11 protein-coding genes are annotated in these 13430 nt (G+C 64.2%); 9 read left to right on the top strand and 2 right to left on the bottom strand.

Translation table 11 applies throughout. The features are described 5' to 3' along the window. The first annotated feature begins 329 nt into the window (after positions 1 to 329). The 3 genes from mgtA (at position 330) to ACSSVC_RS25345 (ending at position 4836) form a co-directional block, all read left to right on the top strand. Positions 330 to 3095, top strand: coding sequence for a magnesium-translocating P-type ATPase (gene mgtA / locus ACSSVC_RS25355; RefSeq protein ID WP_346636142.1), 2766 nt, complete (start codon positions 330 to 332; stop codon positions 3093 to 3095). A gap of 243 nt (positions 3096 to 3338) precedes the next feature. After that, on the top strand, positions 3339 to 4055 hold the full coding sequence (locus ACSSVC_RS25350) for an MgtC/SapB family protein (RefSeq protein WP_346636141.1): 717 nt from the start codon (positions 3339 to 3341) through the stop codon (positions 4053 to 4055). 328 nt (positions 4056 to 4383) lie between these two features. Next, a complete protein-coding gene (locus ACSSVC_RS25345) occupies positions 4384 to 4836 on the top strand; it encodes an ANTAR domain-containing protein (protein WP_346636140.1) in 453 nt (150 codons plus the stop codon). Between the two features lie 117 nt (positions 4837 to 4953). Here ACSSVC_RS25345 and ACSSVC_RS25340 read toward each other — a convergent pair whose 3' ends face one another. Further along, the gene (locus tag ACSSVC_RS25340; RefSeq protein ID WP_346636201.1) at positions 4954 to 5862 is read right to left on the bottom strand and encodes a LysR family transcriptional regulator; all 909 of its coding nucleotides are present in this window, start codon (positions 5860 to 5862) and stop codon (positions 4954 to 4956) included. A gap of 97 nt (positions 5863 to 5959) precedes the next feature. Between ACSSVC_RS25340 and ACSSVC_RS25335 the strand changes: the two genes are divergently transcribed. The 3 genes from ACSSVC_RS25335 (at position 5960) to ACSSVC_RS25325 (ending at position 9183) form a co-directional block, all read left to right on the top strand. After that, positions 5960 to 6835 carry a pirin family protein gene (locus ACSSVC_RS25335; protein ID WP_404937362.1) on the top strand — a complete coding sequence of 292 codons (876 nt, stop codon included), beginning with the start codon at positions 5960 to 5962 and terminating at the stop codon, positions 6833 to 6835. A 144-nt stretch (positions 6836 to 6979) separates the two neighbouring features. After that, a complete protein-coding gene (gene ycaC / locus ACSSVC_RS25330) occupies positions 6980 to 7606 on the top strand; it encodes an isochorismate family cysteine hydrolase YcaC (RefSeq protein ID WP_102861744.1) in 627 nt (208 codons plus the stop codon). A gap of 134 nt (positions 7607 to 7740) precedes the next feature. Further along, positions 7741 to 9183: a mechanosensitive ion channel domain-containing protein gene (locus tag ACSSVC_RS25325; protein WP_346636138.1), complete on the top strand. Its 1443-nt coding sequence runs from the start codon at positions 7741 to 7743 to the stop codon at positions 9181 to 9183. A 19-nt stretch (positions 9184 to 9202) separates the two neighbouring features. On the opposite strand, the gene ACSSVC_RS25320 is transcribed toward ACSSVC_RS25325, so the two are convergent. Next, a complete protein-coding gene (locus tag ACSSVC_RS25320; RefSeq protein ID WP_346636137.1) occupies positions 9203 to 9967 on the bottom strand; it encodes an AraC family transcriptional regulator in 765 nt (254 codons plus the stop codon). 100 nt (positions 9968 to 10067) lie between these two features. Here ACSSVC_RS25320 and ACSSVC_RS25315 point away from each other — a divergent pair, with 100 nt between their 5' ends. The 3 genes from ACSSVC_RS25315 to ACSSVC_RS25305 all read left to right on the top strand — a co-directional run bounded on the left by ACSSVC_RS25315 (position 10068) and on the right by ACSSVC_RS25305 (position 13419). Further along, positions 10068 to 11195: an MFS transporter gene (locus tag ACSSVC_RS25315; protein ID WP_492611619.1), complete on the top strand. Its 1128-nt coding sequence runs from the start codon at positions 10068 to 10070 to the stop codon at positions 11193 to 11195. A 148-nt stretch (positions 11196 to 11343) separates the two neighbouring features. After that, on the top strand, positions 11344 to 12417 hold the full coding sequence (locus ACSSVC_RS25310; protein ID WP_346636135.1) for an NAD(P)-dependent alcohol dehydrogenase: 1074 nt from the start codon (positions 11344 to 11346) through the stop codon (positions 12415 to 12417). Positions 12418 to 12507: 90 nt separating this feature from the next. Further along, positions 12508 to 13419 carry a universal stress protein gene (locus tag ACSSVC_RS25305; RefSeq protein ID WP_492611618.1) on the top strand — a complete coding sequence of 304 codons (912 nt, stop codon included), beginning with the start codon at positions 12508 to 12510 and terminating at the stop codon, positions 13417 to 13419. Positions 13420 to 13430: the final 11 nt, after the last annotated feature.

Here is a 13430-nt window from a genome sequence, read left to right as displayed (position 1 = left end):
GTGTGGGTACTTGTTCGAGTGACAGGAGTCGGCCGGTTTCAGTAACCGGCGCAGTCCCGGCAAGATAACGCGCAGCCTGTTCCTGCCGTTGTCTCGCCGTCCAGCGAGATGCGGCATCCCGATCGCGAACCTCTGCGGTTCGCTTCCCGACGTCACTTCCTGGCGACTTCTATTTTCCCTTCGACCCGGCCGGTTGCCGTGTCGTGGTGGCACCGACGCGCAGGTCCCGGACCTGCGGATCAGGCTTGCGTGGAGGATTTCTCCCTCCGGCACGCCCGGTCGTACCTGCCTGCGGTTTTCCCTACGCCGTTGCTGCAGGAGTCATCACCATGAAGCTCACCCTGTTGAAAGAGTTCTTTGCCGGCTTCCTGCGGACCCGGCATTTCGCCCGGCACTTCCGCCGCCTGGCCCTGTTGGAAAGCTTCAATGACGCCAGTGTCAGCCGCGAGGTGCCGCCGACCCTGGCGCAAACCCTGGTGACCGCGGCCAACAGCGATGCCGCGCAACTGCTGGACCAGCTTGGCAGCCACACCGATGGCCTGAGCACCGAAGAAGCCGATGCCTTGCGTGAGCGTCACGGCCTCAACGAGGTCGAGCACGAGCAGGCGCTGCCCTGGTGGATTCACCTGTGGCACTGCTACAAGAACCCTTTCAACCTGCTGCTGACCCTGTTGGCGGTGATTTCCTGGCTGACCGAGGACATGAAGGCAGCCACGGTGATCTTCTCCATGGTGGTGCTGTCGACCCTGCTGCGTTTCTGGCAGGAGGCCAAGTCCAACAAGGCCGCCGATGCTCTCAAGGCCATGGTCAGCAACACCGCCACGGTGATGCGCCCAGGGTCGGCGCCCCAGGCTGCGCCGATGCTCGACCGCCTGTTGGGAGCTGCCGCCGAGGCCAGGGGCGCCCAGCGCATCGAGCTACCGATCAAGCAGTTGGTGCCCGGCGACCTGATCGTGCTCTCGGCCGGTGACATGATCCCCGCCGACTGCCGGGTACTCAGCGCCAAGGATCTGTTCGTCAGCCAGGCTGCGATGACTGGTGAATCCATGCCGGTGGAGAAGTTTCCCCGCCAGCAGGACGCCGACACCCGCAACCCTCTGGACCTGGACAACATTCTGTTCATGGGCACCAACGTGGTCTCCGGTTCGGCCACGGCAGTGATCCTGACCACCGGCAACAGCACCTATTTCGGCGCCCTGGCCCAGCGGGTCAGCGCCACCGACCGCGCGCCCACCTCGTTCCAGAGCGGGGTCAACAAGGTCAGCTGGCTGCTGATCCGCTTCATGTTCGTCATGGCGCCCCTGGTGTTGTTCATCAACGGCTTCACCAAGGGCGACTGGATGGAAGCGTTGCTGTTCGCCCTGTCCATCGCCGTGGGCCTGACCCCGGAAATGCTGCCGATGATCGTCACCTCGACCCTGGCCAAGGGGGCGGTGTTCCTGTCGCGCAAGAAGGTCATCGTCAAGCGTCTGGACGCCATCCAGAACTTCGGCGCCATGGACGTGCTGTGCACCGACAAGACCGGCACCCTGACCCAGGACAAGATCTTCCTGGCGCGGCACGTGGATGTCTGGGGCGAGGATTCCGATGACGTGCTAGAAATGGCCTACCTCAACAGCTACTACCAGACCGGGCTGAAAAACCTGCTGGACGTCGCGGTGCTGGAGCACGTCGAGGTCCACCGGGAACTGAAGGTCGGCACCGCCTTCCAGAAGGTCGACGAGATCCCGTTCGATTTCACCCGTCGGCGCATGTCGGTGGTGGTGGCGGAACAGGACCGGCCACATCTGCTGATCTGCAAGGGCGCGGTGGAAGAGGTGCTGGCGGTGTGCCGCAACGTGCGCCACGGCGAGGCCGAGGAAGCCTTGACCGACAGCCTGCTGGCACGGATTCGCCAGGTCACCGCCGATCTCAACGAAGAGGGCCTGCGGGTGGTGGCGGTGGCCGCGCGGCCGATGCTTGAAGGTCGCGACACCTACAGCCTGGCGGACGAGTGCGAACTGACCCTGATCGGCTACGTGGCCTTTCTCGATCCGCCCAAGGAAAGCACCGCTCCGGCCCTCAAGGCCCTGGCCGAGCATGGGGTGGCGGTCAAGGTGCTGACCGGCGACAACGAACTGGTAACGGCGAAGATCTGCCGCGAAGTGGGCCTGGAGCAGCAGGGCCTGCTGATGGGCAACGACATCGAACGCATGAGCGACGAGCAACTGGCCAAGGCGGTGGAAACCACCAACGTCTTCGCCAAGCTGACCCCGACCCACAAGGAACGCATCGTTCGCTTGCTCAAGGCCAACGGCCATGTGGTGGGCTTCATGGGCGACGGCATCAACGATGCCCCGGCGCTGCGTACCGCTGATATCGGTATTTCCGTGGACAGCGCGGTGGACATCGCCAAGGAAGCGGCGGACATCATCCTCCTGGAAAAGAGCCTGATGGTGCTGGAGGAGGGCGTGCTGGAAGGGCGCCGGACCTTCGCCAACATGCTCAAGTACATCAAGATGACCGCCAGCTCGAACTTCGGCAACGTGTTCTCGGTACTGGTGGCCAGTGCCTTCATCCCGTTCCTGCCGATGCTGCCGATGCACCTGCTGGTGCAGAACCTGCTGTACGACATTTCCCAGATCGCCATTCCTTTCGATAACGTTGACGAGGAGATGCTGAAGAAACCCCAGCGCTGGCAGCCGGCGGATGTGGGGCGCTTCATGGTGTTCTTCGGGCCCATCAGCTCGATCTTCGACATCAGCACCTTTGCCTTGATGTGGTACGTGTTCGACGCCAACACCCCGGATCACCAGACCCTGTTCCAGTCCGGCTGGTTCGTGGTGGGGCTGCTGACCCAGACCCTGATCGTGCACATGATCCGCACGCCGAAGATTCCGTTCCTGCAAAGCCGCGCGGCCACGCCGTTGCTGGTGATGACCGGGATCATCATGGCGGTGGGGATCTTCCTGCCGATGGGCCCGCTGGCGCACTACTTCAAATTGCAGGCGTTGCCGTCGCTGTACTTTGTGTTCCTGCCGCTGATCCTGCTGGCCTACATGGCCCTGACCCAGGCAGTGAAGGGCTACTACGTCCGCCGTTTTGGCTGGCAGTAATGCTGCCCCTGTAGGAGCCAGCTCGCTGGCGAAGGCTTTCTTGCCAGCGAAAGTTACCCCGCAGACGAACGCGTCTCTGCCCGCGAAAGTTACCCTGCTGACGAAGGCGCCCTCACGGGCCTCTTCGCTGGCAAGCCAGCTCCTACGGCAGGCCGTGCGCCCACCGCAGGCCATGAGACGTTCATGGACCGCTGCTAGAGTCCTCTGGTGCCATTCATGCCGCCCCGCTCAAGGACAGTTGCCATGCAAGCCCTGAACAACATCAATTTGGATTCGCTGATCGATACCCTGGTCAGCCTCAGCGCTGCCTTTATCCTCGGTGGCCTGATCGGTTTCGAGCGCCAGTACCGACAACGCACCGCCGGTTTGCGCACCAATGTGCTGGTGGCCGTGGGGGCGGCGATCTTTGTCGACATGGCCAACCGCCTGGGAGGCGCCGACGGCGCGGTGCGGGTGGTGGCCTATGTGGTCTCGGGTATCGGCTTTCTCGGGGCCGGGGTGATCATGCGCGAGGAGGGTAACGTCCGTGGCCTGAATACCGCCGCGACGCTCTGGGCGTCGGCTGCGGTGGGGGCCTGTGCCGGTGCCGATCTGGTTCTCGAAGCGCTGTTGGGAACCTTGTTCGTGCTGGCGGCCAACACATTGCTGCGGCCCATCGTCAACAACATCAACCGCCAGCCCCTGGATGTGATTTCCGCCGAGGTCACCAACATCGTTTATGTGATTGCCCACCGTTCGAAACAGAAGGCGGTGTTCGCGCTGCTGGAGGCGGAGCTGGCGCGCAGCAACTACCCGGCCAGCGATGTCGACGTGCATGCCTTTGGCAACGATGAAGTGGAGATCGAGGCCACCCTGGCCACCACCTCGGTGGACGGCGATGAACTGGATGCATTGGTGGCTCGCCTGTCTACCTCGTCCTTGGTGCATCAGGCTTTCTGGAGCCCGAGTACCACCGAGTGAATGGGGCCTGGCTGCTGGCAACGTGCTGGCCTATTGCGTCCCCTCAGAGGTGTGTTGCCTAGTCTGGGAAAAGCCTTACAAAACCATGAGACCTTTCACCCTCTAAAAAAGCTGAGGGGCGATTAAGGTAGTTCGCAGCCTCGTAAAGGGTTGGAGATTGGGCCGGTGTGACAGCGGACTTGTCCGAAAAACCAACGGTAAGACTGAACTGGGGATGGTTTTCAGAATAATCCTAAAGAAAACCCATAAACACTTCCCTAGCCTTCTACCGATCTAGGAGGAAAGGCCGGCAATCGTCGGTCGTAGTCTCATGAGCAGGATCAGAAAAATGTCCAATAGAGCGCTGCGTATATTGATTGCCGATGATCAGCATTTTCATCGAATGCAGATCGAGCGAACACTTAACCAACTCAATTACTACCGCGTGGCTCCGGTGCACAGGCTTGAAGAGCTCCTGACGCTGGTGGAGTACGCCTGCGATCCGTTCGATCTGCTGATCATCAACGGCACCCTGGCTACTCACAGTGGTTTCGATCTGCTGGATTTCTGCCTGGACAACCCTCAGGTCGACCATGCACTGATTTACGACAGTCAGCGCTTCCCGCCGATTCCTAGCAGCCTGCGACACAGGATTCAGGCCAGCCGCGCCGAGCTGCCGGACAACGAGGCGATCAAGCGCCTGATGTTGCACATCGATCCGCCGCGGCTCAAGGCACCCAGGCCGGGTATCCAATGGCTGCCGGAACCGCAGCACGGCAGCTGGAGTGCCAGCGCCAGTTGATGTAACCGCGCTCTATGCAAAACGGCATCCCCAGGGGATGCCGTTTTGCGTTGCGCGATAAACAATCGGCAGTCAGTCCCACGGCGATTTGTTCGATCAAGGCGCAGGTGGTGCTGTTCAGGCCATGTCGCTCTGGCTGAATTCCTCGCCGAGAAAGTCGATCAGGCTGCGTACCGAAGGCAGCAGGCCGCGGCGCGACGGGAAGATGGCGTGGACGATCCCGCAGCGCGGCGCCCAGCCGGGCACCAGTTCCAGCAGACGTCCGGCGTCCAGGTCCTCGCGGACCACCACCTTGGGCAAATGGGCGATGCCGACGCCCGCCAGCACCGCATGGCGCAGGGCCAGCAAGTCGTCGGTGACCATTCGCGGCCGATGGCGGATCAAGGCTTCGGCGCCGTCGGGCCCCAGCAGTTGCCATTGGTAATCGCGCTGCGCCGCGCCCCAGTGCAGGCTCGGCAGGCCACTGAGGTCCGCCGGTGCGGCCGGACTCGACAGGCGCTGGAGAAAGTCCGGATGGCCCACCAGGCTCTGGGTGCTGTTGCCCAGCACCTTCATTACCAGATCGGTGTTTTCCAGGGGCGGGAAACGCACTCGCAGGGCAATGTCGAAGCCCTCGTGGATCAGATCGACTCGGCGGTTGGTGCTTTCGATGAACAGCTCCACCAAGGGGTACTTGAGCATGAAACGGGTGAGCATCGGCCCGACCCAGGAGTTGAGCAGGGCAGTGGGGCAGGCCACGCGCACCAGGCCTTGAGGTTCGGAGCGATTGCGTTCGATGACTTCCGCCGCACCCTCGGCTTCCACCCGCATGGCCAGGCAGCGCTGGTAATACTCCTGGCCGATCTCGGTCAGCGAACAGTGGCGGCTGGTGCGCTGGATCAGGCGCACGCCGAGGCGCTCCTCCAGCTGGGCAATCCGTCGGCTGAGCTTGGACTTGGGCATGTCCAGGGCGCGCCCGGCGGCGGCGAATCCCCGGTGCTCCACCACTTGGGTGAAGTAGTAGAGGGTATTCAGGTCTTCCAAGATCGTTCTCCAAATAGAACGCTAAGGGCGATTTTTGCAGTCTAGCGCGGCAAAGGTGTGAGTTTTAAGGTGTGTCCATCAGATAGTTCTGGAGGACGACATGAAAAACATCATCGGCATCTACACCAGCCCCCGGCCTCACTGGGTCGGTGACGGCTTCCCGGTCCGCACCCTGTTTTCCTACGACAACCTGGGTCAGCACATCAGCCCGTTCCTGCTGCTGGATCACGCCGGTCCCGCCCAGTTCAGCCCTACCAGCGCTCGCCGCGGCGTCGGCCAGCATCCCCATCGCGGCTTCGAGACAGTGACCATCGTCTACGACGGCGAAGTGGAACACCGTGACTCCACCGGCAGCGGCGGCACGATCGGTCCGGGCGACGTGCAGTGGATGACCGCCGCGTCGGGGATTCTCCACGAGGAGTTCCATTCCGCCGATTTCGCCCGGCGTGGCGGTCCTCTGGAAATGGTCCAGCTGTGGGTCAACCTGCCGGCGAAGGACAAGCTCGCAGCCCCCGGTTACCAGACCATCGTCGCGGCGGACATCCCGCAGATCCCGCTGCCCGGCCATGCCGGCAGCCTGCGCCTGATCGCCGGTGAGTTCGGCGGTCAGCGCGGTCCGGCACAGACCTTCACCCCGATCGACGTCTGGGACATGCGCCTGCTGGCCGGCAAGCACCTGGAGCTGCCCCTGCACCCGGGGCGCAACACCGCCCTGGTGGTGCTGCGTGGCACGGTCCAGATCAATGGCCAGGAGCGGGTAGCGCAAGGGCAGTTGGCGCTGTTGGAGCGCGAGGGCGACCTGATCAGCCTGCAGGCCGACAACGACGCGATTGTGCTGTTGCTCAGCGGCGAGCCCATCGACGAACCCATCGTCGGTCACGGCCCGTTCGTAATGAACAGCGAAGAGGAGATTCATCAGGCCTTCGTCGACTTTCAATCGGGCCGCTTCGGCCAGATGGACGCCACCGGGCACTGACCGGCAGCGCTGGCGCGGCGCGCATGGCCGACTAGGCTCTGCGAGTCGCGCGCTATCCCCAATGTCCGCCCTCACGCTGCAGGTGCGGCCATGGGTTTAACCCCAGCCGGGTTATCCGGCATCGATCATTAGCGAGGACTCACCATGACTAACGCCTACAAACGTCTCGACAAGGAAAACGCCGCCGTTCTGCTGGTCGACCACCAGGCCGGCTTGCTGTCGCTGGTCCGCGATATCGAGCCCGATCGCTTCAAGAACAACGTGCTGGCCCTGGCTGACCTGGCCAAGTACTTCAAGCTGCCGACCATCCTCACCACCAGTTTCGAAACCGGTCCCAACGGCCCGCTGGTGCCGGAACTCAAGGCGCTGTTCCCCGACGCGCCGTACATTGCCCGTCCCGGCCAGATCAACGCCTGGGACAACGAAGACTTCGTCAAGGCGATCAAGGCCACCGGCAAGAAGCAACTGATCATTGCCGGGGTGGTCACCGAAGTCTGCGTGGCCTTCCCGGCGCTCTCGGCCCTGGAAGAAGGTTTTGAAGTCTTCGTGGTCACCGATGCCTCCGGCACCTTCAACGCGCTGACCCGGGACTCGGCCTGGAATCGCATGTCCAACGCCGGCGCGCAGTTGATGACCTGGTTCGGCCTGGCGTGCGAGTTGCACCGCGACTGGCGCAACGACGTCGAAGGCCTGGGCACCCTGTTCTCCAACCACATTCCCGACTACCGCAACCTGATGACCAGCTACAACACCCTGACCCAAGGCCAATAAAGCCCCGGCAGCGGCGGGCATCGCGTCCGCCGCTGTATGGCATGGCCTCATCACCGGTTTTTGTCTTTTCCAGCTATACCTGCCCCAGCGTTTTTCGTGCGATCTTGCCGCCATTGTCCTGCTGGAGTTGCTCGATGCTTGCCCCATTCGCCGATCACCTGCTGTTGGCCGCGTTGACGCTGTTGCTGCTGGACCTTGCCCTGTGGCACCTGATCGGTCGCCAGGGCGATCGCTGGAAGCTGGCGGTACGGGTGCTGATCTTTTGCCTGTACAGCCTGATGCTGTTCAACCAGGGCCTGAGCCCCATGCAGACGGCGCCCTGGCCGGACGATGTGCCGTTGCACCTGGCTGCCACCGGTTTGCAGATCGGCTGGTGGCTGTTCGGTGCACGGACCCTGACGGTGTTGCTGGGCACCCTGATGATGCAGCGGGTTGGTCACACCGGGCGGCTGCTGCAGGACTTGATGGGCGCGGTGATCTTCCTGATCGCCATCATCGCCGCCCTGGCCTACGTGCTGGACCTGCCGGTCAAGGGCGTACTGGCCACCTCCGGGGCGCTGGCGATCATCGTCGGCCTGGCCCTGCAAAGCACCCTCAGCGACCTGTTTTCCGGGTTGGTCCTCAATACCACCAAGCCCTATCAGATCGATGATTGGATCGCCATCGACGGCACTGAAGGCCGGGTGGTGGACATCGATTGGCGGGCAACCCGGCTGCAGACCTCCCAGGGCAGCATGGTGGTGATCCCCAACTCCCTGGCGTCCAAGGCCAAGATCACCAACTTCAGCCGCCCCAGCGATATCTACGGTTTATCCATTAGCGTGCAGGTCAGCCCCCACGCTCGCCCGCAGAAGGTCATCGAGGCCCTGGAGCGGGCCATGCTCGGCTGCCGTTTCCTGCTCGGCAGCCCGGCCCCCAGCGTGGCCCTGAAAAGCTCCGGCAGCAGCGGCGCGGAGTACGAGATCAGCGGCTTCGTCGCCACCATGGGGCAGAAGCGCGAAGTGCGTAACCAGCTGTTCGACCTGGCATTCCGTCATCTGCAGGCCAGCGGCATCAGCCTGCTGTCCAGCGACGAGCCGGTGCAGAACCAGGCGCTGTCGCGACCTCGGGCGCTGCTGGACGCCTCCAGTATCTTTTCCACCCTGCGCCAGGAAGAGAAGGACACCTTCAGCCAGAACATGCAGTTGCAGACCTTCCGTGCCGGCGAAATCATCCTGCCGGCGGGGGCGGTCAGCGATCACCTGTTCATCATCGAGTCCGGCGTGGTGTCGGTGACCATGCAGCGTGACGGCAAACCCTTTGAAGCCGGGCGCATGGGCCCGGGTGAAGTGATTGGCGAAGCGGGCGTGGTGGCCGAGCAGGCCACGATCGCGGAGTTTTCGGCCAAGACCTTCTGCAGCCTGTACCGCATCGACAACGAGTTCCTCAAACCCTGCCTGGATGCCCGTCACGACATCGGCGACGCCATGAAGACCCTGCTGGACTTCCGCCAGCACATTGCCCAGAGCCTGGCCCAGTCGCCGCCCAAGCCTGTGGCCAAGAAGGGCTTTCTGCAGTGGTTGCGCAGCCGCACCTGAGGTGCCCCGTCGCGGTTCCTCATTTGAAGTAGGCCCGGGGCGTGGTGCCGGTCATGGCCCTGAAAAAGGCGATAAAGATGCTGTCACTGGCAAAGCCCAGTTCGAAGGCGGCGTAACCGATGCTGCGGCCGGTGGCCAGCAGCTCGATGGCACGCATCAAGCGCCATTGCTGACGCCATTGCTGGTAACCCAGGCCCGTCTCGCGCTGGAAGATGCGGCCGATGGTGCGGCTGCTGGCGCCGACCCGGGTGGCCAGCACCTGCAGCTCCGGTGGCAGGCGCTGCAGGTCTTCCAGCAAGGGTTGCAGGCGCTTGTCCCGAGGCAGGGGCAAGGACAGTGGCTGGTGCAGCGCGGCGCCGATTTCCTCCAGGCACAGGCCCAGCAGGTGCGGGTAGCGGCCCTGGCTCCAGTCGCAATCGAACGCCGCCAGGGCCATGGGTTCCAGCACGGCGCGCAGCAAGGGACTGACATCGATCACCGCCACCTCCGCAGGCAAGCGCGGACTCAGTTCAACACTGAAGTACAGCGAGCGGTAATCCACGCTCTGTTGCATCTGCGCGCGGTGCTGCACCCCGCCGGGAATCCATGCCGCCCGCGAGGGAGGCAGCAGGCACAGGCGGTCGGCGAGGGTGATCCGGGTGCAGCCCTGGCGGGTGTACAGCAGTTGCCCGCGACGGTGCCGGTGCAGGCCGGAATCATGATCGCCGAGGGTAGCGGCAATGCCGATCACCGGCGCGCTGAAGGGGTCCGGGTCGAAGCGTGCCTGGGGATCGAGCCATGCCATCTTTGTCCGATTTCCACTGTTTATTGGCCAGGTTGCGATAATACGCCAATGTCGCCTGCCTAGAATCGCCGGCATGTTTTTTTTGCCGAGCACCCACCTGATGAATCCCCGTTCCCTGTTGCCCCTGGCCATGGCCCTGCTGATGTTTGCGCAGATCGCCCAGACCCTCTTCAGCCCGGCCCTGACCGACATCGGCCGGGTCTTTGGCGTTCCTGCGCAGCAGGCGGCCCAGAGCCTGTCGGTGTTTATCCTCGGTTTCGCGCCGGGGGTGGTGCTCTGGGGACGCCTGAGCGATCGCTGGGGGCGGCGCCCGGCCTTGCTCGGCGGGCTGGCGCTGTATGCCCTGGCGCTGGTCCTGGAGTTGCAGGCTCGCAGCTTTGCCCAGCTGTTGCTGTGCCAGGGCCTGGCGGCGCTGGGGGTGGCCGCCTGTTCCGTGGTGACCCAGACCCTGTTGCGGGACCTGTTCCAGGGCCGCGAGCTGATCCGGGTGTTCTCGCTGATGGGCATGGTGCTGGCGGCCAGCCCCGCCATTGGGCTGTTTGTGGGGGCGGCCCTGAGCCGCGCTTTTGGCTATCAGGGCGCGCTGACGGGGTTGCTGGTGCTGGCCCTGGCGTTGCTCGGCTGGTGCGCCCGGGCCTTGCCGGAAACCCGTCCGCCTGCGCAGCCTCTGGCGCCCTTGGCCGGTACCTTGTGGCAGATGCTGCGGGACCCTGCGATCTGGCGCTCGGCGCTGCTGGTGGCGGTGTTCAACCTGGCCTTGCTCAGCTATTACAGCCTCGGGCCCTTTGTGTTCCGAGGCCTGGGGCAGGGCGCGCAATGGTTCGGCTACAGCGGCGCGTTGCTGGCCCTGGGCTCCGGCCTGGGTGCCTGGCTAAACCGCCGGCTGTTGGGCCGAGGCTGGTGCAGCGAGCGGCTACTGGTATTGGCGGCCCTGGCGGTGTTGGCCGGGGGCGGCGGGGTCCTGGCCTTGCAGCACAGCCTGTGGCTGGTGCTGCCGATGTTCGGGGTGGTGCTGGGGTTTGGCCTGGCGATCCCGAACATTCTCGGCTCGGCCCTGGCGGCCTACAGCGACCGGCTGGGCAGCGCCGGGGCCTGGTTCGGCTTGTTCTATTACCTGCTGATCGGCGCCGGCCTGCTGCTGGTGGGCTGGGGGCAGGTCCTGGGGCTGAGCCTTTGCCTGTGCGGCGTGGTGGCCCTGTTGCTGTGCCTGGGCGCGCGTCGCAGGTGAATGTCGGGTTTGCGACACGCGGTCGCCGCAGCGCCCCTGAAGGGTCCATTGTTTGATCATGATCAAGCCGTTGCCCGGCGCATCCGCGCAGCCTGTTGGCAGATCTGTGCAACGGCGCAGCCCCTTCCCGGAAATGGAGATCGGCAACATGGCCAAGATGAAAGCAGCGGTATTCGTGGAAAAGAACCGCATCGTGCTGGAAGACAAGGACATCCCCGAAATCGGTCCGCTGGACGCTCTGGTGCGTATCACCACCACTACGATCTGCGGCACCGATGTGCACATCCTGCGGGGCGAATACCCGGTGGCCAAGGGCTTGACCGTCGGCCACGAACCGGTGGGCGTGATCGAGCGCCTGGGCTCCCAGGTCCGCGGTTTCCATGAGGGCCAGCGGGTGATCGCCGGGGCCATCACCCCTAGCGGCCAGAGTTATGCCTGCCTCTGTGGCTGTGGCTCACAGGACGGTCCGGACACCCGCCACGGGTTTCGCGCCAGCGGCGGCTGGAAGTTCGGCAACACCATCGACGGCTGCCAGGCCGAGTACGTGCGGGTGCCGGACGCCCTGGCCAACCTGTGCCCGATTCCCGACGGTCTGAGTGACGAAGAAGTACTGATGTGCCCGGACATCATGTCCACCGGTTTCTCCGGCGCCGAGCGCGCCGAGGTCAACATCGGCGACAGCGTGGCGGTGTTCGCCCTGGGGCCCATCGGCTTGTGCGCGGTGGCCGGGGCCCGGCTCAAGGGCGCCACCACCATCATCGGCGTCGATACCGTGGCGGCGCGCATGAGCGTGGCGCGGGGCCTGGGGGCGACCCACGTGGTGGACTTCAAGCAGGGCGACGTGGTCAAGCAGATCATGGATCTGACCGACGGTCGCGGGGTCGATGTGTCGATCGAGGCCCTGGGCACCCAGGGCACCTTCGAGTCGGCGCTGCGGGTGCTGCGCCCGGGCGGCAAGCTGTCGAGCCTCGGGGTCTATTCCAGCGACCTGCGCATCCCGCTGGATGCCTACGCCGCCGGACTCGGCGACCTGAGCATCCTCAGTACCCTGTGCCCCGGCGGCAAGGAGCGCATGCGCCGCTTGATGGAAGTGGTCGCCAGTGGCCAGGTGGACCTCAAGCCTCTGGTTACCCACCGCTTCAAGCTGGATGACATCGAAGCCGCCTACGAGCTGTTTGCCAGCCAGCGCGACGGGGTGATGAAGATTGCCGTGACACCTTGATCCGTGCGCCGGGTGTCCTTGATGCACATCAAGGCGCCCGCGCCCGTCTGCCTCGACACTCAGGCCCATCAACGTCCAAGGAGGTCAACCATGAGCCAGTACCAGCGTCTGTTGCTGATTGCCGATCCCCAGCAGCACCAGTCTCCTGCGGCGCGCCGCGCTGCCGCCCTGGCCAAGGCCAGCGGAGCGGCCTTGCATGCCCTGGTGTTCGTCGAACCACCGGCGCGCACCTACCTGTGGGAAGAGCACCTGGAAGACAGTGAACGCCAGGCCTACCTGCAACGCCATGAGCGCTGGCTGCAGGTGGAAGCCCAATGGATGCGCGAGCAGGGCGTGGAGGTCACCACCCAGGTGATCTGGAGCACTCAGGTGCTCAAGGACATGCTGGACTACATCAGCGCATTCCGCCCCGATCTGCTGATCAAGGATGTGACCCTGGAATCGGCCCTCAAGCGCGTTTTCGTCACCCCCCTGGATTGCCACCTGCTGCGTGAAGCCCCGGTGCCGGTGCATCTGGTCAACGATGCCCCGCACAAACTGCCCCGGCGCATTGTCGCCGCCGTCGACCCGGCCCAGTCCGACACCCAGATCAGCGGCCTCAATGGCCTGATCATCCAGACCGCCAACGCCCTGGCCCTGCAATGCGATGCACAGTTGCACCTGCTGTATGCCTACGACCTGATGCCGATGCTCGATGGTGTCGCGCCGGTGGCGTCCACCGCCTGGAGCGTCAATTGCCTGGACGAGTTGCGCGAATCCCTGCACAAGGAATTCGAACGCCTGGGCGATGAACACAACGTGCCCCAGGAATTTCGCCACTTCATCATGGGACCGCCGGTGCCGGGCATCGCCCAGTTCGTCGACGAATACCTGGTGGACGTGGTGGTCATGGGCACCGTGCACCGCACCGGCTTTGGCCGCTTGATCGGCAGTACCACCGAACGGGCCCTGTACTCGATGCCGGGCAGCATCCTGGCGGTCAAGTCAGGCGGCGCGAGCTGAGCACCGCAGCG

The organism is Pseudomonas sp. E1BtOHC1, from assembly GCF_058744285.1.
This window is presented reverse-complemented; position numbering and strand designations above follow the sequence as displayed.